Source organism: Parapedobacter indicus, from assembly GCF_900113765.1.
GTDB lineage: Bacteria > Bacteroidota > Bacteroidia > Sphingobacteriales > Sphingobacteriaceae > Parapedobacter > Parapedobacter indicus.
The window spans coordinates 104,204-128,852 of the sequence record NZ_FOQO01000006.1 but is presented as its reverse complement, the minus strand read 5'-3'; the positions used below and the strand labels follow the sequence as shown (position 1 = coordinate 128,852).

Genomic DNA, 24,649 nt, shown 5'->3' with positions numbered 1-24,649 from the left:
ATACCCGTTATGTATTTAGATAAGCAGAGAGGTATTTAGATTCGTAAAATTTTAATGAGACGATTTGGCGAAACAGTGAAAAGTAGCAGGGCGGTTGCCATCTTAATTTTTGCTGTTGGATTGGTGACACTAGGTGGTTGTTTGAAAGACGACAATGGCGTATATCAGATTTCGGCAGTACGGGCATTGAATGCCGTCCCGGGATCGGATCAATTGGATATCGCTTTGAATGAGAGTTGGCTGAATTATGTTCCGGAGACCGGTGAAGTTGAAGATTTTGCCTATCGCGATACATTGGCCTATAAGCGGGCATGGCCAGGTGCGCGGACGGTTAGGGTGTTTGAGCGGGGGAATACGACAAACAGCGGGCTGCTGGCGAAGGAAAATGCACAGTTTATTCCGGGTCAGTTTTATTCACTGTATGTAGTTGGACGTGAAGATGATATCGAATTGGTGGTGACCAACGATGACTTATCCGCACCGGAGGGGGGAAAAGCAAAGATTCGATGTATACATCTTAGTCCGGACGCGCCTCCACTGGATTTCGAGATTGAGGGAGCAGGCGATGTGGTGATGGTCACTGACCAAGCGTTCAAGGAAGCCAGTGATTTCGTTGCCGTTGACGGCGGAGAGGCCTATACGATCCGGTTCGAGGAGCACAGCAGCGGTAATGTGGTTCACACCTTCGAATTCACACCCAAAGCAGGGCTGATCTATTCCATATGGGTGCGTGGGCTACTTGAAAATGAAGGCGATGCAGCGTTGGAATTTGGCCATGATATTATTGTCCATTAACGATTTTCTCCATAAAGTTTAGGTTGATTGAATCTGCCGAGAGGCGGATGCCGCTCCCTCCCCGGGAGCGGTTTTTTTGTGCAATTTATTGAATTCCGTTCTTAATACAGTAAGCCAACCCAAATCGAAGTGTGTTTCTCAACGAGTCCGCGTAGGAAACTATTGGATTTAATTGACCTTGAACTCGACTTTCGTATCAATGGAAATTTCGACATCTTCTATTAGGACTTTATCGTGGAAAGACGAATAATAACTACCGGTTGGGATCGCCTGATTGGCTGGGTTGGTAGTCCATGGAACCAGAAAGACGTATTGACGGTCCGACGGAGCAATATCTATAAAGCAGCCCGGCAGGAGGTTGTCAGTAAAATAAAGTTCAACACTTGAATCATACGGTTTTCCGATAAACACAGCCCCCTGACTATTTTCCGCGCTTTCTTTTCGGTAGATCGCTAAGAAATCACGTTGTTTATAAAACTGCTCATACAGCTTCTTTCCATCTTCGTGGGAAAGAGATACGGAATCATCTGAATGGTTGACTACCTCAAAGCCGACGGAAAAATTTCCCCCATTTTTCAATACGTTGCGTTTCTCACCATTTTCGTCTAGTATGACCAGTTTAAACGTTAGTTGCTCCAAGGGAGACAGGTCGCTTTTAGAACAGCTAGGTGCAAGTGAGGCGAAGATCGCTAGAAGCAAGGTTCCTTTTTGTAAATTCATAATTGTAAGGTTTGATGGCGGGTTAATTAAATCGGAGCGGCTAATTGGGTAGGATCGGCAAAACGGCCAACATGTTCATCAACGTTTAGGTAACGTATCGAATCGAAAAAATGCTACAGGTGAGCTTGTCGTTTTCTAAGTGGTTTGTATGTTACAGGTATAAGGGAGCGGTTTCGCGAAGTCGCGGTTTTGCGACTTCGCGGGCAATAGCGGACGGATGGCTATGTGGTGATCAGTAAAAAGTAGTTTTTCTTACCTCGTTGGACGATCAGATACCTGTCATTAACCAAATTTTCCAGTGAGAACCGTTGATTGCTATCATTGACTTTAATTTTATTAACCGATACACCACCTCCCTGTATCATTTTGCGGGCTTCACCTTTGGAGGGGAAGATGGAGGAAGAAACAGCTAAAAGCTCCAGTATGTCGATGCCTTCGCTCAGCTGATCTTTTGCTAGATGGAATTGTGGTATACCATCAAACACATCCAATACAGCCGAATGGGACATTCCTTCCAGAAACTCCAACGACCCGTTGCCAAACAGGAATTCGGATGTTTTCACGGCGGTTTCGTAATCCGCTTCGGAATGCGTGCGGATGGTGATGTCTTTAGCCAGGGCTTTTTGGACGATACGCAGGTGAGGAGCCGCGTCGTGCTCAGCGATCAGCGCGTCAATCTCTACTTCGGATTTCAATGTGAAAATCTTAATCCAGTTTTTCGCGTCGTCGTCACTGGCATTTAGCCAGAACTGATAGTAACGATAGGGGGAAGTTTTATTGGCATCCAGCCACACCGCACCGCTTTCGGTTTTGCCGAATTTATTGCCGTCGGCTTTTTTGATCAGTTTGGTCGTAAGCGCATAGGCGGTACCACTGTCTTTGCGGCGGATGAGCTCTGTGCCCGTGACAATGTTGCCCCACTGGTCGGAGCCTCCCATTTGGAGTATACACCCATGATGCTTCCAAAGGTAATAGAAGTCATATCCCTGTATCAATTGATACGAAAACTCGGTAAAAGATAATCCATTATCCCCTTCAAGGCGTTTTTTGACCGAGTCTTTTGCCATCATGTAATTTACGGTGATGTGCTTACCTACTTCCCGTATGAAGTCAAGGAAATGGAAACTTTTGAACCAATCGTAATTATTTACTAGGATGGCGCCCTGCTCGGCATCTGAAAAGTCAAGAAACTTGGCCAGCTGTTTTTTCAGGCAGGCGATGTTGTGATTCAGGGTGTCTTCATCCAGTAAATTCCGCTCAGCGGATTTTCCCGATGGATCGCCAACCATGCCGGTGGCGCCGCCCACGAGAGCAACCGGCCGATGTCCCGCTTTCTGAAAATGAATCAATGTCATCAATTGCGTGAGATGGCCGACGTGCAGGGAATCGCCCGTAGGGTCGAAGCCTATATATCCGGCCAATTTCCCTTTTTGCAACTCCTCTTCGGTGCCGGGCATGATATCATGCAACATGCCCCGCCAACGTAATTCATCAACAAAACCCATGGTTATTTGTACGATTAAATTGCCTGATTAATACGGCGGCAAAGATAGTAGAATATCGGCGAAATTCGTTATCTTGGCACAATAAGTGCTCAATAATTGGAAAGTGGCGGATGAATTTCCTTTCACATTATTACTTCGAACGTTATAGCCATAATCCCGAATTGGTGCTCGGGTGCATATTGCCGGATCTTATTAAGAATGCCGACAGGCATGTAAATGTTTTGCCTCAAAAGTACGAAGACCGTTTCGGTAACAATCCTAAACTTCAGCATATTTACCACGGATGGATGCGGCACGTAGAGGCCGACCGCTATTTTCATGGTTCCTCTTTTTTCTATGATCACACCCATCAGTTGAGGATCTTGCTTGCCCCGCTTGTGGAAACCACGGTGATCCGCCCCTCGTTCTTGTCACACATTGCTTTGGAACTGCTCCTTGACCACCTGTTACTCCACCACAAGTGGGTGCACGAATCGGATTTTTACGAATACCTGGCCGCGGCGGATCGAGACGTAACAGACCGTTTCCTGAAATTATGCGATGTTCCGGACACAACATTTTTTTTTACGTATTTCAACAGCTTCATGCGTGCGCAATACATGGCTAGCTACCGTGAGTTTGGTCAGATCACCAATGCGATGATCGCAATCTGTCGTCGCTTATGGGATGTGCAACTGGATGGTGATCAATGCAGTCGGATCACAGAAGTTATCACGAACTACGCGATGAAACTCGATGACGAATTTCCCCTTATTTTTGAGGAGATCCAATCCAAACTTTCCTAAGCTTATCCAAGCTTTCGGTATTTTTCCCTAAGTTTGACCGATTGAAATGGGCTTTATAGTACCGTTGTATGGCGAATAAACTTTTCCGCAAAAAAAATGTAGCGCAAATTATCCGGGCATCGCAGTCTGATGGAAGTGGGGGGCTAGCTAAAATATTGGGTGTCCGTGACCTGGTTTCGCTGGGAATAGCGGCCATTGTAGGTGCGGGAATTTTCAGTACGATCGGATTGGCTAGTTTTAACGGTGGGCCAGCGGTGTCGTTGCTGTTTGTTTTCGTAGCGATTGCCTGTGTGTTTACGGCATTGTCGTATGCACAGTTTGCCAGTACCGTACCTGTCTCAGGAAGTGCCTATACCTATGCTTATGTTGCATTTGGCGAACTGTTTGCTTGGATTATCGGCTGGGCACTTATTCTGGAGTATGCCGTATCAAACATGGTGGTGGCTATTTCGTGGTCGCAATACTTTGTAAGCATGCTTGAGGGATTCGGTATTCATTTGCCCGGATGGCTTACCATGGCACCGGGGTATGCTACCGAAGCTTACGCAAAAATGCAAACGCAGGGGCTTGATTCGCTATCCGGGATTGAACGGGGAGCAGCCGCTGCTTATGAACAGGCTCCTAAATGGGGTGATTTTCCCCTAATATTTGACCTACCGGCTGGCCTTATCACCTTTTTGGTAACCTGGCTCGTCTATATCGGTATTAAGGAATCGCGCACGGCAAGCAACGTGATGGTGGCTATAAAAATAGGCGTTATTTTATTCGTTATTTTCGGTGGTGCTTTTTTTGTTAAGCCCGAAAATTGGACCCCTTTTGCACCAAACGGCGTCGAAGGTGTATTGAGTGGTGTGGCTGCGGTATTTTTCGCATTCATCGGATTTGACTCCATCTCCACCACGGCCGAGGAATGTAAAAATCCGCAACGGGACCTGCCTAAGGCCATGATTTTATGTTTATTGATTTGTGCGGTGCTCTATGTGTTAATTACCTTGGTATTGACCGGTATGGTAAATTACACAGAAATGAATGTCAAGGATCCGTTGGCCTATGTATTTGAATACGTAGGCTTGGACTACATGGCAGGAATTGTATCCGTCACTTCCGTCGTTGCAATAACGAGTGCGCTGTTGGTTTTCCAATTAGCTCAACCGCGTATTTGGATGACAATGAGCCGGGATGGCCTGCTTTGGAAGCGTTTTGCTACGATCCACCCGAAATATAAAACGCCTTCTTTTGCCACCGTCGTAACGGGTGTTCTGGTGGCCGTGCCTGCCTTATTTTTCAAAATGGATTTCTTTGTGGATCTGACAAGTGTAGGTACATTTTTCGCCTTTATTCTGGTATGTGCCGGCGTGCTGTACATGGACCATACGGGCATTTCCAGGCAATCCCGTTTCAGGGTGCCCTATATCAACGGCAAATATTTGATCACGATTGGGTTATTAATCGCCGTATGGAGTGTTTACCAATACGGGCAAGAAACAATTGCAGAATGGCGCAGACTGTCGGTTGCCGAAATCCTAGAACATAAAATACTTATCATCGTATTTTGGTTAGTTTGGGTCACACTTTGTATCCTGGGGTATAGGCATCGGTTTTCGGTGTTGCCCGTTGCGGGAATTCTTATCAACCTGTACTTGATGTCGCAACTGGGTGCGAGCAACTGGTTTATTTTTTTGGTATGGTTGCTTATCGGCCTGCTGGTATACTTCGGGTACGGTTATCGGCATTCCAAGTTGAATAGCATCAAGGAATAGTATCAATGGCTGTTGCTTTAGGTGCCGAATTGCGTACTATGCGTATTTCAACGTCAAAACGTGTTAAAAATTGTTAAATTAATAAAAAACTTCTATCTTTGTTTACACAGTTTAGACGCTTTATTCTACCTTTGTAATACGGTTTGGGAGTGGTGAATGATTAAATTTAAGTCAAATCAGATCATTTCGCCGTAATCTGACCAGAAATATATGAGAAAGTTTTTACACCACATCGTTGTTATCCTAACAGTAAGCGCTACGGTTTTTGCCGGGGAAGCCAATGCTGTGCAGCATTCTGTGGCAACTGCAACGGATACCACACGTGTGGCGAAACAAGGCGAATCCCAATCCAGTACGCTGCTATTGTCCGATTCGGAAAAACGTGCTCAACGGTCATTTTTTTCTTCATTACGTAATTTTTTTCCCTTTCGTATCGGCAATAATCCTGCGGATAATGAAAAGCTGTTGAGCAGTGTTAAAGTATTTCCTAATCCGGTTGTCGATCAGATCAGTTTATCTTTTCGACTGAGCAAACAAATCTCGGTATCGATTAAGGTAATGGATGCATTGGGCAATGAGGTGATGACCTTGTTAAATCAAGAACTTGATGCGGGCTCCCAAAGCCATGTCTTCGATACGAGTAATAAATTAACTAACGGTTTCTATTTTATTCGTGTATCCGCGGGTACAGAAACGGTCGTCAAGCGTATCTCTGTCTTGTAACAACTTACCCCGTTGGGGAGTATACTACCAAAAATTCATTCCGGGTCTAACCAGCGACCATCTTCGCGTATGATTTCGATAAGTTCATCCAGGGCGCTTTCTGAAGAAACGTTTCGTTTAACGACTTCTTTGCCACGATAGAGCGTGATTTTGCCGGGGCCCGCACCCACGTAACCATAATCAGCATCGGCCATTTCCCCCGGGCCATTCACGATACATCCCATAATCCCGATTTTGAGTCCTTTCAGGTGGTTTGTGCGGCTGCGTATCATTTGTGTGGTTTCTTGCAGATCAAAAAGTGTACGGCCGCAACTCGGGCAAGAAATATATTCTGTCTTGGAAATCCGGGAGCGAGTAGCTTGTAAAATTCCGAAGGAAGCAGATACCAATTTGTCAATCGGCGTGGCGGGCGAATCAATCCAGATACCACTGCCCATTCCATCCACTAGGAGTGCTCCGAAATCAGTTGCTGCATAAACCTGTAACTTTGATAGCGGTTCTTCCGGATCCATCAAATCGCCCGGCACTGCAGAAAATTCTTGGGCCGGATAGTGCCGGCGGATAATGACAGGATTATTCAACCCGATTTCAGACAGCGCAGCAAAAAACAGGCGTTGGTCTGCCATCCCATGGATTACGTTTGTTTCCAGCAAAAAGACGATCGTTTTATCGATTGGTAGGGCTTCAAACTCGGAAGTGGCCAAATCGGCATAGCTGATCCGTACCAGATTAAGATAGGGATCCCGCAGATCGGCTTCTATAAACCCTCGTAAGGTATATACCGGATGGATATTAGCCTTATTTTTAATGGTTTTCCAGGTAGGATAATCATAAAGCTGCTTGAGGTTCCCAGGCATCGTAAATGAGGGGAGTTGATCTGCCAGATAAACAAAATCAACCGACTGTTCACCCATATGGTATTTGTCAAGCAACCAGTCATATTTATACCCCACATCCGTGAGGATTGCGGGGTCCTTTAGTGCTGTCTGAGAAATGTCGACGACAACCCGTGGTACCAGTGAACCGCCTATAAATGCATTCGTTTCGGCAGTCATGTAAGGCTGGATAACGGGTTGAGCCATGGGCACTGGGAGCGTGTTATCCATTGCTTTTTGAACGGCGGTCTCTCGTTGACGGTTGGTATACCTGTTTACTAATGCAATGGCTACGGGGGCTTCAAATTCGGGTTCTTCGGTCAATGACACACGGACCGTATCGCCCAACCCATCTTCGAGAAGTGTGCCAATGCCTACAGCGGATTTGATACGCCCATCTTCACCGTCTCCTGCTTCAGTAACACCGAGGTGCAGGGGATAGTTCATTCCCTCGGCTACCATTTTTTCCACCAACAATCGGTATGCACGCACCATCACCTGAGGGTTGCTGGATTTCATGGAAATAACGAGGTCAAAATAACTGAGGTCTTCGCAGATACGGATAAATTCCATTGCAGACTCTACCATACCTTCCGGCGTATCCCCGTAGTGGCTCATGATGCGGTCCGAAAGAGACCCATGGTTCGTGCCAATGCGCATGGCTGTGCCGTATTCCTTACAGATTTTTACAAGCGGCGCGAATTTGGTGTAAATCCGTTCCAATTCGGCGCTGTATTCCGCTTCGGTATAATGGAGTTGATCAAATTTCTTTTTATCGGCATAATTGCCCGGATTGATGCGTACTTTTTCGACGATGCGCGCGGCCACTTCCGCCGCATTGGGAGTAAAGTGAATATCCGCAACCAATGGAACAGGATAACCCCGTTTGCGAAGCTCTTTTTTAATTTCAGCTAGGTTGTACGCTTCTTTGATACTGGGTGCAGTAATACGTACGTATTCGCAGCCTGCGTCTACCATACGAATGGTCTGTTCCACAGAACCTAGGGTGTCCATGGTATCGACGGTGGTCATGCTCTGGATACGGATGGGATTCTTGCCGCCCAAGGGTACGTCACCAATGGCCACTTCGCGGGTATGCCACCTGGAATATTCGGTCAACGAATGACAATAACCTCCCGGTAAGATGTTTCCTGTTTTTGTATCCATATCCGGTTACAAAGTTAGGGATAATGATTAATATATTCAGATTAACCGATCTTTAATCACCAGTGTACCTGCAATTTTGTCGTGTAAGCATTGTTGTCTCCGGTCGAAGAAACCCGAAAGGAAGCCGAAGCCCAGTGTTGCAACACCGACCAGTTTAGCTAGGTTACGCGCCAGCGCCCTGCCATAGCCAACCGGCTTGCCCTGTTCATCGGTTACCTTCACACCAATAAGCATTTTGCCGATGGATGCCTGTTTCCTGGAACCTTCTAGAATAACGCATGCAATAAACTTGAAAATGGGAACAAGTGAAAGGCCCATGATAAGCGTGGGAATGCGTGTTTGGTCATTTGCGGTGCCGCCGAGGTAGATGGCAGCCAAGACTGCATAGCCACAAAATGCGAAGAAATAATCAATAGCCGTAGAAAGCAGGCGCATATCCAGTGAAGCGAAATATTGCGGCGCTGTGGATTGATGGACAACGTTCAATTGGTTGCTGAGCGTCTCCAGTTCCCGCAGTTCTTTAAATTCGGGGTGCCCTACCGGTTTTACAAAGTCCGTAGGGTGGAGGTTCATCGCACGCAATTCCTCCAGCGAAAACGGTCCTTTGGGTTTTCCTTGGATAACCACCTCATATTGATCGGAAGGATTCATTAGTCATACCGTTTTACGGTAAAGGAGGAAAGCCCGCCCTTTAGATTCACGGTAAACCGGTTGCTAGCACGATCGAACCCTTCGGTTATATATGAGCCGTCATTTTGTTTCGTAAAGCCCGGGAAATCTCGTGAGGAAAGACCGGAATTAATTACAATTCGGCATGCAGCGGCTTTCGGGATTTCAATTTCGACACTGGCCACACCCGATTCTGCGGTAATGACCGTTTCTTCCAAAGGCATACCCATTTTGGCTTCAAAAGAGGCCGCCCCCCCTTTAAAATGCAGGCTGGCTACTTTATACGTTGTCAGGTCAAACTCGGCCGATCCGGCACCCATATCAAGGTTGATATGCCAAATAGGGTTAACATTTAAACTGATTTTAGCCCAATTTTCATCGCCATTTACATTCCAATTGCCCTTTTTCTGATCCGTCATTCGGAAGGTGAGGTTTGCATTGGAACCATTTGTTGTGGTTTCTAAATAATGTGTCCCAATTGTACTCGTTGCCTCGGCACTGAACAGTTTGTCGGTGAGGCCTTCGATCTCATATTCTACGGCTCCTCCCTTAATCGTAAGATGTGCGGTGGTCACTGTAGCGTCATAGTCATGGGTAAATGTTTGATCGGATTTTTCCAATCGCTTTCCATCGGTTGCCGATGGTCTGCTTTCGTTATGCCAGCTTTTGTTGTCGAATACCCACCAGTCGCTGCGGGGAGGAAACATGCCACGGTAAGCGAGAAAAGCCAAAGCAGCTATCGTAACGACAATGGATACGGCATTTCCGATACCCCGCCGTGGCACTAATAGATTTACTCCAACGACAATCAGGATCACTGGCCACATACTGAATACCGATCGCCAGTAAAAATTGATGATATCTAAGTTGTTCAGTAACAGGACACCCCCCACAAACAGTAGGATAAGTCCCCAACTCAATTTTTCTTTATTCATGATCTTGGCTCATTTCGTGTAAGAATGTTCTTCGTCGCTACCATCTATCGGCTGTTCGGGTTCTTGGCTCGGCCTGTTTTCTTTTTCACGCCGAAAGATAGGTTGCCTGCTGTTGAAGGCCCCTACAATGCTTGCTAATCCCATGAGGATGATGAGTACCGGCCAATAGCGGGCAAAATCGCGCCAGTAAAACACATCCAATTGATGGAGTAGGAAAAATATTCCTACCGCTAATAGAATTAATCCGGCTATGTATCTGTCTTTTGAAATTCCTCTGTTGGGAGTTTTCGGTGTATAGGGGGGATAAGTTGTGAATGCTGGGTCTGTTTTTTCCCGGTAGTTTACATCGAACGGGTCTTGTGGCAACGAGAATGCTTTTACAGGAAGAACAATCCATAAAACAATATAAACAATCGGTCCTAATAGCCCGATACCCATGTAACCCGAAAAGAAAACGCTAAGTACAAATGCCAGCCTTACCCAGGTTTTATCTATTCCGAAATAGACACCTAATCCTGCGCAAACACCAGCCACTGCTCCTTCGTGGGGGATTCGTTGAAGTTTTTTTTCCATGATCCATCCATTTTAGCTGTTACCATATTGAGGTTTTATCACGATTTCATCCACGTGGGCGCCTACGCTTACCTGCAGACAGGTTACAATCGCTGTAGCGATGTCTGTTGGCAGTATAAACTGATCGGCAGGAACCGTTGTTCCTTCCCATGAAGCCGTCAATGTAGAACCGGGTATGATTTCAGTCACCTTTATTCCATATGGCCTAACTTCATCCCGCAATACCTGAGTTAGACCCCGCACCGCATATTTTGTTACAGTGTAGGTGGCAGCAGATGAAACGGGCTCTCTGCTTGCTATAGAGCTGATATTGAAAATGTGACCTTTGCGGTTTTTGCACATACTACGGGCAACCGACCGGGACAACCGATGGGGGGTACGGTAATTGATCTGCATTTGCAGATCGAAGTCTTCATCGGATTCATTTAGCAAGGAAACTGGTCTGAATATGCCCACGTTGTTCACGAGGATATCTACACGAAGGATTCGCTCTTCTACCCAATGAATCAGCTTTGTTAGCTGTTCATTATCCCCAAAGTCACAAGCAAAGTACTGCACGGTAATGTCCGGATTGCTTTCTTCTAGCCGGATCTTCAGTGTTTCAAGCGATTCACGGTTGCGGGCGGACAATAACAAATTACAGCCGCATTCAGCAAGCTTTTCGGCAATGGCGAGTCCCATTCCCTTGGTTGCGCCCGTTATCAGCGCAGTTTTATCAGTAAAAAGTGGCATGGCAATGCGTTTGATGTCAAAGTTAAGAAGTTTATCAGCGAGTAGGTCAAACAATGGGGCGCTTATTTTCGTTCATATCGGTAAAACGTGTATATTTAGCCGGTATTGCTTGCCGCCTGTTGATTAACGTTGGATAGCGAATTATGTTTTTTACCTACTTCGGTCAATACTTATTACTGCTGAGAGCGGTATTTAGACGGCCTGAAAAATGGAAAATTTATTGGAAGGAAATCATTCACGAAATGAATGAAATTGGGGTAGGCTCGTTGGGATTGATTGCCATCATTTCTACATTTGTCGGTGCGGTAATGACTATGCAAATTGCCTTTCAATTGGTTTCAGATTTGATTCCGACCTCCGTCATCGGGCAGATTAACCGCGACTCGAGTATATTGGAATTAAGTCCTACGATTACGGCATTGGTATTGGCCGGAAAAGTGGGGTCATCCATCTCCTCCCAAATTGGATCCATGCGTGTTACCGAACAGATTGATGCACTCGAAATTATGGGTATCAATGCGCCCGGTTACCTGATTCTCCCCAAAATATTGGCGGGTATTACGATGATTCCGGTGCTGGTGATCATGTCTATTTTCCTGGCGTTGATGGGTGGACTGTTGGGGGGATCCCTTTCCGGTGCGGTCACACCGGCGGATTACCTAAACGGTATCACGGATGGGTTCAGGGGTTATACCGTCGCGGTGGCCCTAGTCAAGGCATTTGTATTTGGGTTTATTATCACATCGGTTTCGGCTTTCAAGGGTTTTTATGTGCGGGGTGGAGCCTTGGAAGTCGGGCAAGCCAGCACCCGTGGAGTAGTCATCAGCTGTATTTCTATTTTGGTCGCCGACTACATTGTCACGGCATTGATGCTTTAGCTAGTTACCGTTACTTCATATGATAGAAGTTCAAAATATCCATAAATCGTTCGGCGATAACCATGTATTAAGGGGCATAGATGCCAAGTTTGAACCCGGTAAAATCAGCTTGATCATTGGGGGATCGGGGTCGGGCAAGAGCACATTATTGAAATGCATGGTTGGGTTGCATGCTCCGGAGCAGGGTAAGGTAATATATAACGGAGAAGACTTTACGCGGATGGACTTCGAAGCACGGATCCCCATCCGGAAGGAGATTGGGATGCTGTTTCAGAATTCCGCATTGTTTGATTCGATGACCGTTGAGCAGAACATTATCTTTCCGCTGGAAATGTTCAGCGAGATGAGCCGGAGTGAGAAGGTAGATCGGGCCAACTACTGCCTGGAGCGGGTAAACCTCGCAGGTCGCAATAAACTGTATCCGGCAGAGCTTTCAGGGGGGATGAAAAAACGTGTGGGGATAGCCCGGGCCATCAGCATGAGCCCCAAGTATCTGTTTGTTGATGAACCAAACTCGGGCCTTGATCCCGAAACGGCCATTCTGATTGACGAGCTGATTTCAGAGCTGACGGATGAATATCAATGTACTACGGTTGTCGTGACCCACGATATGAATTCGGTAATGGGGATCGGGGATTACATTCTCTTTCTCTATAAAGGCCAGAAATGGTGGGAAGGGTCTAACAAGGAAATCGCCCATACGGATGTGGAAGAGTTAAATAATTTCGTTTTCGCGAGTCCTTTTATGAAGGCAGCCAAGGAGCGGTTTTGATACGTAGGTTCACACAACGGTGCGTACTTGCGAAATCCTTGACGTTCTCTGCGTGAAACCACCTATATCTCTTATCTTTGCCTGAAAGTAAAAAAGTAATTTTATCTTGGCAAACAGCATCCAACTTCTTACTCCCCAGTACTGGGAAGACTATGAACTAATCGATTGCGGCAATTTCGAAAAATTGGAACGCTTTGGCGATGTCATACTCATCCGTCCGGAACCCCAGGCCGTATGGCCGAAAGGATTGTCTGAATCGGAGTGGGCTAAACGGCACGATATCCGTTTCCAGGGGCGATCGGCTACCAGTGGCGATTGGATAAAAAAGAATCCGAAACTGCAAGATCGGTGGCACATCGGATACCGTAATCCAGAAGTCGGCATCAAGTTCCGCCTTGGACTCACGTCATTTAAACATGTAGGGATTTTTCCGGAGCAAGCGGTGAATTGGGATTATATCTCCGAGACGGTCAAGTCATTTTCTACGAAACAACCCAAAGTATTGAATCTTTTTGCCTATACGGGCGGAGCCTCGTTAATTGCGCGGGCGGCAGGTGCCGATGTGACGCACGTGGATTCTATCAAACAAGTAGTTACATGGGCCAACGAGAATCAGGAATTATCGCGACTTGCGAATATCCGGTGGGTGGTAGAAGACGCACTTAAATTTGTCAGGCGTGAACTCAAAAGAGGAAACCGCTATCAAGGTGTGATTCTGGACCCACCTGCGTATGGGCACGGTCCGAAAGGGGAGAAGTGGAAACTCGAAGATCATATTGCGGAAATGATGCGCGATGTGGTACAGCTACTCGATCCTAAGGAGCACTTTTTGATTCTCAATACATATTCGCTGGGATTTTCCTCCGTGATCGTCGAAAACTTGGTTAAATCGGCAATGCCAACTGTACAGAATCTGGATACAGGTGAGCTTTACCTGCAGGCGACAGCGGGAAGTAAGCTACCCCTGGGTGTTTTTGGTAAATTCAGGAAATTTTGATGGACTTATTTACGCACGATAAGGAAGTTAGCTGGGAAACGTTGGGGGGTGGTGTTAGCCGTAAAGTCATGTCTCATTCCCCGGATCTCATGATAGTCAAGGTACGTTTTGAAGCCGGAAGTATTGGGTCATTGCACCAGCATCCGCATACCCAAATCAGTTACGTGGAGGCGGGCCGTTTTGAATACACCATTGGAGACCAAATGGTGGTCATGGCGTCTGGCGATAGCTGCCTGATTCCGCCTGATGCGCTTCATGGCTGTTTGTGTTTGGAGGAGGGGGTACTCATTGACTCATTTACGCCCGTTCGCGAAGATTTTCTTCCTATTCAAACACCACCGTCCGATTCCCGGTGATGATCACCCGGTCTTCAATGACCATTCTAAGCGCCTTGCTAAGCACCGATTTTTCCACTTCTTTTCCCGCTCTGACCATGTCTTTTACGGTAAAGCTGTGGTTCACCGGCTTAATGTCCTGAGCGATAATCGGGCCTTGGTCGAGATCGTCGGTCACGAAATGGGCCGTTGCACCAATCAGTTTCACGCCTCTTTCGTGTGCCTGCTTATACGGATTGGCGCCGATAAATGCAGGGAGAAACGAGTGATGAATATTGATGATCCGTCCGGGATAACGCGATACAAAATCCGAAGAAAGAATGCGCATGAATTTGGCGAGAACCAAGTAATCGGGTTGATACGTTTCAACGGTTTCAGCCACTTCTTCCTCAAACTGTTCCTTCGACTTGCTTTCATGGCTGATGTGATGAAACGGGATATCGAACCGTTCGGTAAATGCACGTAATGTATCGTAATTTCCCACTACGCAACAAACTTTCGCGTCCAGCGTATTGAAAAAGTGGCGAACAATGATGTCGCCTAGGCAATGATGCTCTTTGGTTACCAGGATGGCCAGCCGTTTTTGCTCTGGCGGATTTACCACGACCGTTGCCCCTTCGGGTAATGCGACGGTTAAATCGGCGGTGAGCCGGTCGTTATCTTCGGCTTGTCCGGCACAAACGATACGCACATAGAAGCGGTTGGCAGCTTCATCCACGTATTCCCGCATGGTGACGATGTTAAGACCGTGATTTGCGACAGTATTAGAAATGGTGGCTACCAAGCCAACCGCATCGCGGCATTGAATAAGAATAAGCGTTTGGTTCGTCATTGCGTATCGTTAGGCTACAAGCTCTTCTTCTGTTGTCTTTCGATCTTCGGCAATGTCTACCTCAATGCGCAGGTTGTTTACAATATGCTTCTGTCGATCAGGCGTATTTTTGCCCATGTAATATTCCAGCAATTGAATGATTTTCAATTCCTTCAAGAGAATCACAGGATCCAATCGCATGTCTTTTCCGATAAACAAGCCGAATTCTTCCGGTGAAATTTCTCCAAGCCCTTTGAAGCGGGTAATTTCCGGTTTACCCCCTAACTTGAGAATGGCGCGCTGGCGTTCTTCATCGCTGTAGCAGTAGATGGTTTCTTTTTTGTTACGCACGCGGAAAAGGGGGGTCTGTAAGATAGACACGTGGCCCGCCTTGACCAAATCCGGAAAAAACTGGAGAAAGAAGGTCATCAGCAGCAGCCGAATGTGCATCCCGTCGACGTCGGCATCCGTAGCGATGACAATGTTGTTGTAACGCAGTCCGTCGAGCCCATCTTCAATGTTGAGCGCATGCTGCAGCAGGTTGAATTCCTCGTTTTCATACACGACCTTTTTGGTAAGGCCAAATGCATTCAGGGGTTTGCCCTTGAGGCTGAATACCGCTTGTGTCTGTACATCGCGCGACTTGGTGATGGAACCACTGGCGGAATCCCCTTCGGTGATGAACAACGTGGTTTGCTGTGCCAATTCATGGTTTTCTCCGTAATGAATTTTGCAATCGCGCAACTTCCGGTTATGTAAGGAGGCTTTTTTTGCTCGTTCGTTAGCCAACTTCTTGATACCTGCAATGTCTTTGCGTTCACGTTCGGACTGTAGTATGCGTTTCTGCAAGGCGTCGGCGGTATCCGGATATTTATGCAGGTAGTCGTCCAGGGCCTTTTTTACAAAATCATTGATAAAGGTCCGCACGGTGGGGCCTTCGGGTCCGATATTCTGAGAACCGAGTTTGGTTTTGGTTTGAGACTCAAAAACCGGTTCCTGTACTTTGATGGCGATAGCCCCAATGATGGAAGCACGGATATCCGAGGCATCGAAGTCCTTTTTGTAAAACTCCCGTACAGTTTTGACCAATGCCTCCCGGAATGCTGCTTGATGTGTGCCTCCCTGTGTGGTGTGCTGGCCATTTACAAACGAATAATATTCCTCGCCGTATTGCTGGCCGTGGGTGATGGCTACCTCAATATCATCTCCTTTAAGGTGAATGATAGGATAGCGCATGGATTCTGCGTCGATGTTGCGCTCAAGGAGATCTTTAAGGCCATTTTCGGAAACAAATTTCTGCCCGTTAAAATTGATGGTCAGGCCTGAGTTAAGAAAGACATAATTCCAGATCATGTTTTCCACAAACTCCAATCGGTAGTGGTAATGACGGAAAATACTGTCGTCCGGATAAAATGTTACGGCCGTACCATTCCGTTGGGTAGTGGTTTTTTCTTCATCCTTTACCAATTCGCCTTTGCTGAATTCGGCGATACGGGTCTTGCCTTCGCGGTACGATTGCACGGTAAAGGAGGTGGAAAGTGCGTTTACCGCTTTGGTACCTACACCGTTAAGGCCTACTGATTTTTGGAAAGCTTTGCTATCGTATTTCCCACCTGTGTTGATTTTGGAGACTACGTCTACTACCGAGCCAATCGGAATGCCGCGCCCAAAATCGCGTACGGATACCTTATGTTCGTTTACGGTGATTTCGATGGTCTTTCCAGCGCCCATCACAAATTCATCGATGGAGTTATCCACTACTTCTTTCAGCAATACGTAGATGCCATCGTCGTAGGCAGAACCATCGCCCAATTTACCGATGTACATCCCCGGACGCAACCGGATATGTTCTTTCCAGTCAAGCGAACGGATACTATCTTCGTTGTATGCGGTCATTTTTATATCAGCTTTCGGCTATCAGCTAAATTTCGTTTTGCAATAATACTGAATTTTGTTGATTTTTTCTTGGAGGCGTGCTGACAGACTGTTGTCATCGGCGGATGGTTTCTTTGTGTCATGGATCAAAAACATCAAGTTATGAGTACTTCACAAATTTTAAGCAAAGCAGAGTTATTGAATCATTGGCAGGGGCATCGCCGGCTGACGCGCCGGGTTATCGAGGCATTTCCGGCGGACAAGCTATTTACCTTTTCAGTAGGGGGGATGCGGCCATTTGCCGACTTAGCTAAGGAGATGCTTTCCATTGCTGTTCCGGGTTTGGAGGGTATCGTGAATCGCGCCGAAGGTGCTTACGAAGAAAGCCAGCCCGATATCACCACCAAGGAAGCGTTATTGCACCGGTGGGATGAGGCTACGCCGCGTATTGATGCGCTTTTCGATCAGATTTCCGAGGCAGACTTCCACGAGACATTTAATCTTTTCGGGCAGTTCAATTTTCCGATTATCGAAAACATCCTTTATTTTATCGACAATGAAATCCACCACCGCGCACAGGGATATGTGTATCTCCGTGCGTTGGAAATTCAGCCACCTTTTTTCTGGGAACGGTAAAATCGATCGTGACAAGCCGCGGCCTAACGAAAGTTAACGGCCGCGGCTTCGAGTATTTCGGCGATGCGTCGGCGCAGGCTGTCCGGTTCGATCACCTGCGTACCATCGCCAAACATGAGCAACCAGCGAGGAAACTCATCGCGGGTATCTTGCGTTTCAAATTCCATTTCTACATGCGATCCGCAGTCGCGCTCGGATACAAAACCATGGTAGCCGCGTTGCCATTTCAGGTAGCCGGCTAGGTCCTTCGTTACACGGATGCGGACTTTTGTTTTGGGCGTTTGGTTACGCGCCTGCTCACGTTCCTCCATAAATTGACCCAACGTCGGATGTTCCTGTTCAAACGGTTCGCCTAACAACCGCAGTTGGGCAATGCGGTCGGCGCGGAATTGCCGATAGGCCTTGCGTGCATGACAATAGGCATAAATATACCAATAGTTCATTTCGTGAAACATGCCCACGGGCTCAATTACCCGGTGTTGCGGCAATTCATCGCGCAGGCCCTTGTAAGACAGCGCAACCTTGATGCGTTGCGCAATGCTCTCGAACAATGTGCTTAAGGCATGGGGAACATTGGCGTTGAAAATTTCATAACCAGGTTTGGCCATGACAATTTTGGATTCAATGTTGGTTAACCAATCCTTTTCGGTCATCCGAAGCACTGCCTTGATTTTATACAGCGCCGCTTCGTAATGTTCTTGCAGCTTGCGGTCCATAAATTTCCCCATCAGCTTTTGGGCGCCCACAAAACTCAACGCCTCTTCTTTTGTAAACAGTACCGGTGGCAGGCGGTATCCATCCACAATACTGTAGCCGGATCCTGCCTCACCGAAAATGGGAACACCCGCCTGTTCGAGACTACGGATATCCCGATAAATAGTACGCAAGCTCACACCGAATCGGTCGGCAAGCTCCTGCGCCTTTACCACGCGTTTGGATTGTAACTGGATGTAGATGTTCACAATCCGATCAAACCGTTTGGCGGTGTCTACGGCCATGTGCGTTAATTTTGGGGTTGTACCTGTACCCGAATCCCTTCGCTGTGGCTGCTGAACTCCGGTGCATACATACACTGGATGGTGCTGATGCCGTTCGAGAAATCGCCTGCTTGTGAAACAAATACGGGATATTCAAATACATACGTTCCTTTACGCAGGTGATCGAAAAAGAAGTTGGTTGCCACGTCGCGCGTACTCTCATAATATCCCAGTCCACCTTGGTAACGGTAGCCGCTCAGCACATTGATGGGTTCGAAGCAAGCTGCCCGCATATCTTTCAGATGCACATATTCCATGTCGCGGTCTACACGCAGTTCAATGCGCACGGTTACCTTGTCGCCCACTTTCAGCGGGTTATCTGCCGTGATTTCGTCCAATACTGGCCCCTTGTCGGTACTTCGTTGGATAAAGAGCTGCTTGCGTAGGCTCAATGGCGTTTCCGCTCCGGTAATTTTATCAAGATCTTCAAAATATTGCCAGTAGACGGCACCCCAGGCCACGCCTTCGTTTTGGGCTTTATCCACCTTGACGGAAATATTGCCCATATCAGCCGTGATGGCATCGCCGTCGTAGCGTTTTTTGAAGTAACCGGTACCGGCTTCTGTTTTGATCTCGGTAGACCGGATCGTTTCTTTACCGAGCGAAATGGTTACCGCGGGCTCATTGACGAGCCAATCGCTGCCCCGCAATAGCAGGGCATAGATGGCATCGGAAGTAGCCTTCGTGGTGCTCCAGTATTGGGTTTGCTTCTGTTTGATGAGCCATACTTTGAGATCGTCTACCGCCTTGGTATCTTCGGCCACTTCTGTAAAGGCCTCGATCAGCAATGCCTGAGCCTCAATGGGGGCCTCATACCACCAATATCCACGGGGCATGGATTTCCAATACATGCCCATTTCGTTGTTTTGAATGGCCGTCTCACGGAGGGAAGTCATGATTTCGTTGGCAATATTGTGATTGTTGCCCCGATGCAAAGCAAGGGCAAGCTGACCTTTTAGATACGGATTGAATTCAGGCCAATAAGTTGTTGCCTGTGAAAAATAGTACGCATAGGCCGTTTGGCTTTCTTCGGGAAGAGCTGGGTTATCAATGAAGCTGCGCAGGTAAAGGTACTGGACCTGCGGATAACTGATGTGCTGATCGGCCAATTTTGCTTCGTTTTTCAGTAAGGCATCGTAATCCGCTTTAATTTGCTGATCGAGGAAACCCATGGCTTTCGTCAATATCTCCGTCGCTGCATCTGAAGCAGCTGCTTCAATGCCAAGATGCCGCAGCCGGGCAATACCGGTAGCAATGTATTGGGTGATATAGCGGTTGCTCATCATCCCATGGAACCATGGGAAGCTTCCTTCTGGCTGTTGCATTTCGGCCAATTTGGCTAAATTCTGCTGTAGTCCCTGCGCCAACTTATGACTTTCAAACAACCGGGCAATGCGGTGTTTTTGTTCGGTTTCATTCTTGGCTTCCATCACCCAGGGAGTTTCTTCGAGTAAGGCCGACTTCAATTCTTGATTCTTATCCAAATTGGATAGCAGTGCAGCCGTATCACGGGTTGCCCACTGGTCAAAGATAGCCTTCACTTTAGGTGCCTGCCCCACGATGTGGGCTGCGAGGGCATTTGCATAAAAGCGATTGAAGACCTGCTCGGCACATTCATAGGGATATTCCATCAGGTAGGGTAGCGCCTGCACCGCATACCATGCGGGGTTTCCGGTAAACTCGACCGTCAGGGCATGATTGACCAGAGTATTGCTCGACTGTTCAGCCAACTTTTCGAGGGTAAATGTCTTGGTTTCATTGCCGCGTACGGGCAGTGGCAATGTTTCGGTTACCAGCATGCGGTTGGTAATGACGGGCAGTGTATTTTCCTCACCGTCGGTAAAGTTACCCGCTTTGGCGGTGATGCGCACCACAACAGGAGCAAAATGGTTTTCGGGGACGTGGATCACCCAATCAACGGTGGTACTTTGGTTGGCAGGGGCATCAAATTCCTTTTCGACCGGTCTGTCGCCAAAGCTAGCCAGGGGTTGGAGCGTCTCGGCATCCAGCAATTGCAGGTTGGCTACGCCCTGTAGGTCGCCCGAGCTGATGTTGCTGATTTTGCTGCTGATGCGAATATCGTCGCCCTGGCGTAAAAAGCGTGGTAGGTTAGGCATGACCATCAGGTCTTTCTGGGTTTTGATCTGGCCTTGCAGGTACCCGGTTTTCCAATCGGTGGTATGCGCCAGCGCCATGAACTTCCATTCGGTGAGTGCCTCGGGCAAGGTGAATTTGAAGGTCACATTCCCCTCTGCATCCGTTTGGAGATGCGGAAGGAAGAATGCGGTTTCCTGCAGGTTGGTTCGCACGGGAGGTGTTGTTTCGGTTTCTTCCACCGATTCGGCAGCTTCGTCGGTTTCGGAGACGTCTGTCAACCTTTGTTGTTCCTGTGTTCCGTAGCCAACTACGACAGCTTCTTCCAGTGCTGCGTCGGCGTTGCCTGCACTTTTTGCCTGCGGGGTGGCCACTCCATATACGCGTCCGGAAAGGCCGCGAACCATTAATTGGTTCCTAACCGGATAGATCAGACTGATGAGGCCGTCCAATTCATCGTATCGCTTATCAAAAGAAATCGGAACCACGTTTTGTAGATTGTCGAGCCACGTGTTACCGCTGGATCTCCCGAATCCTTGAGTAGCATTCCAATAGCCGTACAAGGAATTTTCGTCCTGAAAGCGGTTCCATTGCCAATTATGAGGCTTCAGTGCATCCAGGGACGCGTCGTATAGACCGGCCAGTAATTCCGCCGCTGCGGCCTCTTTTTTATTGCCTTTGATGGTCAGGTGCCATTCCTCCGCTTCGCCGGGCTGCAGTTTATCCCGGTGAGTAGCCCATTCCAACTGGAGGTCCCGGTTAGACCAGGGAACCGCGATGCGTTGCGAGGTCTGATAAACACGGTTGTTGTGTACGTACAACCACGAGAACTCAAGGCCACCCCGATCTTTCTCGGTTAAGCGTCGGTCAATCCGCTGCCATTCGGTAAATGCTGTAAATTCGGGATCGATGTCGGTATTGGTTTCCAATACATAGGTGCTGTCCGGGCCAGTTTTGACCACCACCTCCAACGACTCGTCGGGCTGCAAAGAAGTTTTATCGGCGTATACGAGCAATGGTGTCTGCGGCCTTGTTTCTGCGGTGATATCGACGGCGTATGTGTATTTTTTTTCGATGATTTCATTGCCTTGTGGATCGGTTGTTTTCAGCTCGATCACATGCCAACCCTCGTGTTTCCAAAGGCTAGCTGGCAGTATTACCTCGTTGGTGGTCGCTGTGCTGATGGCGGTATTCCAGATTGCTTCCTCCTCGGGCCATTGGAGGTGGTCTGATTCGTCGGTATATTCATCATCTGGGAACGTCGCCCGGAATTCCGCTTCCGATAGCAGGTGTTGATCGGGTTTTTCCCACAATCGCTTTCTGTAAAGTTTTCCTGGAAAGCGCAACGGCCGGATGGATATGGATACTTCCGAAGGCGTGATGACTCCGTTGAGATTTTGCGTGCTGATTGCTAATTTTTGCGGTTGCTTCAGGTTGAGGTACTCATCGATCGATGCCTGGATTTGCAAGGAGCGATAGCCTGCGTTGACATCTTGGGAGCCGCTTTGTGTTTCGCCATTAATGTCCGTTACATCGGTATAAACCGTGTATGTAAAGACCGGCCATGTATTCGGATTAATTTGTTTGTCGGGCAGGGTGGAGAAGGACACTTCGAATGCACCGTCCACATCGGTAGTCAGCGTGCCGTTTGCAATTTCCATTTCCGGCGAATGAGGTTGTCCCCACCGGTAAAACGTCCAAAAATAGGGGAAACGGGCGCGTCTTACCACACGGTAGCGGACTTCAGCTCCGTCGATATTGTTTCCCGCATAGGCTTGGGCTTTGCCTTTAACCGTTACCTCCTCATTGAGCGCAACGTTCGCTTTCAGCGAGTCGAACTGTACCTGAAACTTTGGCCGCTTGTACTCCTCGACGGAAAAGTAGGCAGCACCGAGGTCATTGCCCAGGCGCATTTGGCCGGTAAGGCCGCTTTCCGGTGCGGTAAATGTACCGGAGAATGAACCGTATTCATTCGAAGTTAATTCGACGGACGTCACTTCCTGGTTGTTCGCATCGTACAAGGTTACCGTTGTCTGTTCATTGGGTAGCACCCGATTGGTTTTGTGTTTACTATTTCGTTCTATCAGGATACCTTTGAAATGAATGGTCTGGCCGGGGCGGTAGATGGAGCGGTCGGTAAAGAAAAAGAGGTGGTTATCTGTTTCAGGTTGGTCGTCTTCATCGCGATTCAAATAATAATAACCGGGTAATTGCAAGGAATCACCGTGGTGAGCAATTGTGATACGCGTCACCTGCATATAATTCGATCCATATAAGGCCGCTTGTTGCTCCCCATCGCCTTTAACCAGCGCTTTTCCGTCTTCGTCTGTTTTTGTTTGGCCCAGTTTGATATACGTATATTCTCTTTTCTTGCCATTCCATTGATTGCCCCAATAGTTGACCGTCGCACCACGCAATGGCATGCCCGATTTGCGATGCAATGCAAACAACCATTTTCCATTTTTCGTGTCATTGGTCACCATACTGATGGCTGAGACCTGAAATGACGTAGCATGCAGTATATTTTTTGCGGCTTGGAAATCAGGTGTTGCAGAAGCCACCAATATGTAAGTACCTACGGCAAGGGGATCTATTTTTACCTCCGCTCGATGTTCATAAAGATCTTTTGACCCCGGAAGCGACTGTTCCCACGACCGTTCGGGATTTGTCTTCAGCAACTTTGCACGTTGCGCATCGGTTAACCCATTTTGCTGGAGGTCCATCGGTGAGCCGAGGTTGTATATGCGGATGTATATCTTATCCAAATTTCGATAGGAGATCAATGCTTTGCTGTTTTCATCGGGCAGCACCACTTCTTCGGTTTGTATAGTAAGCGATCGACCATTGATTTGGAATAACAAATGCGAGGCATTTGCTGCGCCCTCGGTATTCGGAAAGCGAGCAATAAGGGCATCTAATCGGTTTTTCAGTGCCGGGAGATCTGTCTTGTTCGATAAATCGGTTGATGGCTTATCGTACAAGAACTGGATGATTTGATAAGATACCTGTGCGCTTGCAGGTACATCCGGATACTGTTTTTCCAATCGCGCTAAGGCATGTAAATATAAGCTATCTTTTTCGGGATGTACGGAATACCGATGCACAAAGGCAAGCCGTTGGAGATCTGCATCGATCAATGCATCGGGCTTCGGATCGTTGAGATGGAAAGCCAACAGTTGCTGGTAGGTATGCAGTGCACGGAAATGCAATGCCTCGGGATGGGCAGGATTTACCTTCACATCTGCAAGACGCTCAGCGGTTTCAAACCACAGTGTACCGTCTACCTGGAATTGATAGGCGGGTTTTATCACATCTTTTTCATCGTTTTGGAAAAAATCAATGGCACGGAATGCAAGGAAATCGTATAACGTAGGTCGCAGATGGCGGGTATTTTCTCCTTGGGTTAAGATGGGCGTATAACGTTCTACCGGTGTTTTTTGCAGCGTTTCACGATCCAGAATGGAAGCTTGATAAAGCTCGCTTGCTTTGTGAATCAAGGTAGCTGCGTCCCACGTGGCAATATCAGCAGGAGGATCTCCAGCCAATGGTGTCCGGTTCAATATCGACCAACGGTTACGCTGGTAATATTGCCAATACAACTCACCGTTGATACTTTGCCATAGCGCTTTTTCGGCCCCTTGGCTGATTTGAATCAGAGAATCAATTTTCAGGATGTTGTGTGTCATCGCATCGTCCTGTATGGTTTCGTCCACACCCATCAAAAAAAGTTGGGCCTTAATGGCGTTCGGACCATCGTCTTTCTGCTGTGCTGCAGCTAAAATCTTCTGGGCAATTTCAGCTGCCGATTGGGGACGTCCTTTTTCGATGAGGGAATTTATTTGCTCCCATTCTTTTTCGAACGGCGATAGCGTGAGTGATTTTTGTGCCATGGTAGTCGCTACGGTGATAACCAAAACAAACGATAAGATACTGCGAATCATGCTGATAGAAATTAATGTGCCTCGATGTGCCTAT

At 47.6% G+C, this 24,649-nt stretch carries 20 protein-coding genes; 9 read left to right on the top strand and 11 right to left on the bottom strand.

What is annotated here, in order from left to right; translation table 11 throughout:
* The first annotated feature begins 54 nt into the window (after positions 1-54).
* On the top strand, positions 55-795 hold the full coding sequence (locus tag BMZ56_RS13320; RefSeq protein ID WP_090627500.1) for a DUF4397 domain-containing protein: 741 nt from the start codon (positions 55-57) through the stop codon (positions 793-795).
* Between the two features lie 168 nt (positions 796-963).
* Here BMZ56_RS13320 and BMZ56_RS13315 read toward each other — a convergent pair whose 3' ends face one another.
* Positions 964-1,515: a hypothetical protein gene (locus BMZ56_RS13315; RefSeq protein WP_090627498.1), complete on the bottom strand. Its 552-nt coding sequence runs from the start codon at positions 1,513-1,515 to the stop codon at positions 964-966.
* 221 nt (positions 1,516-1,736) lie between these two features.
* Positions 1,737-3,020 carry a tyrosine--tRNA ligase gene (gene tyrS / locus BMZ56_RS13310; protein WP_090627496.1) on the bottom strand — a complete coding sequence of 428 codons (1,284 nt, stop codon included), beginning with the start codon at positions 3,018-3,020 and terminating at the stop codon, positions 1,737-1,739.
* A gap of 110 nt (positions 3,021-3,130) precedes the next feature.
* On the opposite strand from tyrS, the gene BMZ56_RS13305 reads away from it, so the two are divergent.
* The 3 genes from BMZ56_RS13305 to BMZ56_RS13295 all read left to right on the top strand — a co-directional run bounded on the left by BMZ56_RS13305 (position 3,131) and on the right by BMZ56_RS13295 (position 6,288).
* Positions 3,131-3,805, top strand: a complete 675-nt coding sequence (locus BMZ56_RS13305) for a hypothetical protein (protein ID WP_090627493.1) — start codon at positions 3,131-3,133, stop codon at positions 3,803-3,805.
* Between the two features lie 68 nt (positions 3,806-3,873).
* Entirely contained in the window at positions 3,874-5,565 is a 1,692-nt protein-coding gene (locus tag BMZ56_RS13300; RefSeq protein WP_090627491.1) for an amino acid permease, read from the top strand.
* A 210-nt stretch (positions 5,566-5,775) separates the two neighbouring features.
* Positions 5,776-6,288 (top strand): T9SS type A sorting domain-containing protein, encoded by a 513-nt coding sequence (locus BMZ56_RS13295; RefSeq protein ID WP_090627489.1) that lies wholly within the window; start codon positions 5,776-5,778, stop codon positions 6,286-6,288.
* A gap of 35 nt (positions 6,289-6,323) precedes the next feature.
* On the opposite strand, the gene ispG is transcribed toward BMZ56_RS13295, so the two are convergent.
* From ispG to BMZ56_RS13270, 5 genes are read right to left on the bottom strand one after another with little or no spacing between them, the layout of a single operon-like run.
* On the bottom strand, positions 6,324-8,330 hold the full coding sequence (gene ispG / locus BMZ56_RS13290) for a (E)-4-hydroxy-3-methylbut-2-enyl-diphosphate synthase (RefSeq protein ID WP_090627486.1): 2,007 nt from the start codon (positions 8,328-8,330) through the stop codon (positions 6,324-6,326).
* Between the two features lie 36 nt (positions 8,331-8,366).
* A complete protein-coding gene (locus BMZ56_RS13285; RefSeq protein WP_090627484.1) occupies positions 8,367-8,981 on the bottom strand; it encodes an RDD family protein in 615 nt (204 codons plus the stop codon).
* Complete coding sequence (locus BMZ56_RS13280; RefSeq protein ID WP_090627482.1) at positions 8,981-9,934, bottom strand: toast rack family protein; 954 nt, start codon at positions 9,932-9,934, stop codon at positions 8,981-8,983. Before BMZ56_RS13280 ends, BMZ56_RS13285 begins: the two co-directional genes overlap by 1 nt.
* A 9-nt stretch (positions 9,935-9,943) precedes the next feature.
* Positions 9,944-10,507 carry a PspC domain-containing protein gene (locus tag BMZ56_RS13275; RefSeq protein ID WP_090627480.1) on the bottom strand — a complete coding sequence of 188 codons (564 nt, stop codon included), beginning with the start codon at positions 10,505-10,507 and terminating at the stop codon, positions 9,944-9,946.
* A 12-nt stretch (positions 10,508-10,519) separates the two neighbouring features.
* A complete protein-coding gene (locus BMZ56_RS13270; RefSeq protein ID WP_143072921.1) occupies positions 10,520-11,239 on the bottom strand; it encodes an SDR family NAD(P)-dependent oxidoreductase in 720 nt (239 codons plus the stop codon).
* Between the two features lie 143 nt (positions 11,240-11,382).
* Here BMZ56_RS13270 and BMZ56_RS13265 point away from each other — a divergent pair, with 143 nt between their 5' ends.
* From BMZ56_RS13265 to BMZ56_RS13250, 4 genes are all read left to right on the top strand, one after another.
* Positions 11,383-12,117, top strand: coding sequence for an MlaE family ABC transporter permease (locus BMZ56_RS13265; protein WP_090627475.1), 735 nt, complete (start codon positions 11,383-11,385; stop codon positions 12,115-12,117).
* Positions 12,118-12,136: 19 nt separating this feature from the next.
* The gene (locus BMZ56_RS13260) at positions 12,137-12,889 is read left to right on the top strand and encodes an ABC transporter ATP-binding protein (RefSeq protein ID WP_090627473.1); all 753 of its coding nucleotides are present in this window, start codon (positions 12,137-12,139) and stop codon (positions 12,887-12,889) included.
* Between the two features lie 103 nt (positions 12,890-12,992).
* On the top strand, positions 12,993-13,886 hold the full coding sequence (locus BMZ56_RS13255) for a class I SAM-dependent methyltransferase (RefSeq protein ID WP_090627471.1): 894 nt from the start codon (positions 12,993-12,995) through the stop codon (positions 13,884-13,886).
* Positions 13,886-14,242 carry a cupin domain-containing protein gene (locus BMZ56_RS13250; RefSeq protein ID WP_090627468.1) on the top strand — a complete coding sequence of 119 codons (357 nt, stop codon included), beginning with the start codon at positions 13,886-13,888 and terminating at the stop codon, positions 14,240-14,242. The genes BMZ56_RS13255 and BMZ56_RS13250 overlap by 1 nt, the downstream gene beginning before the upstream one ends.
* On the opposite strand, the gene purU is transcribed toward BMZ56_RS13250, so the two are convergent.
* Both purU and BMZ56_RS13240 read right to left on the bottom strand, forming a co-directional pair.
* Positions 14,211-15,053 carry a formyltetrahydrofolate deformylase gene (gene purU / locus BMZ56_RS13245; protein WP_090627465.1) on the bottom strand — a complete coding sequence of 281 codons (843 nt, stop codon included), beginning with the start codon at positions 15,051-15,053 and terminating at the stop codon, positions 14,211-14,213. The two genes, BMZ56_RS13250 and purU, sit on opposite strands and share 32 nt — an antisense overlap.
* A 9-nt stretch (positions 15,054-15,062) precedes the next feature.
* Positions 15,063-16,928 carry a DNA topoisomerase IV subunit B gene (locus BMZ56_RS13240; RefSeq protein ID WP_090627462.1) on the bottom strand — a complete coding sequence of 622 codons (1,866 nt, stop codon included), beginning with the start codon at positions 16,926-16,928 and terminating at the stop codon, positions 15,063-15,065.
* Positions 16,929-17,069: 141 nt separating this feature from the next.
* On the opposite strand from BMZ56_RS13240, the gene BMZ56_RS13235 reads away from it, so the two are divergent.
* Positions 17,070-17,543, top strand: a complete 474-nt coding sequence (locus BMZ56_RS13235; RefSeq protein ID WP_090627905.1) for a DinB family protein — start codon at positions 17,070-17,072, stop codon at positions 17,541-17,543.
* Between the two features lie 23 nt (positions 17,544-17,566).
* On the opposite strand, the gene BMZ56_RS13230 is transcribed toward BMZ56_RS13235, so the two are convergent.
* Complete coding sequence (locus tag BMZ56_RS13230; RefSeq protein WP_090627460.1) at positions 17,567-18,541, bottom strand: helix-turn-helix transcriptional regulator; 975 nt, start codon at positions 18,539-18,541, stop codon at positions 17,567-17,569.
* A gap of 5 nt (positions 18,542-18,546) precedes the next feature.
* On the bottom strand, positions 18,547-24,615 hold the full coding sequence (locus BMZ56_RS13225) for an alpha-2-macroglobulin family protein (RefSeq protein ID WP_090627457.1): 6,069 nt from the start codon (positions 24,613-24,615) through the stop codon (positions 18,547-18,549).
* Positions 24,616-24,649 lie beyond the last annotated feature (34 nt).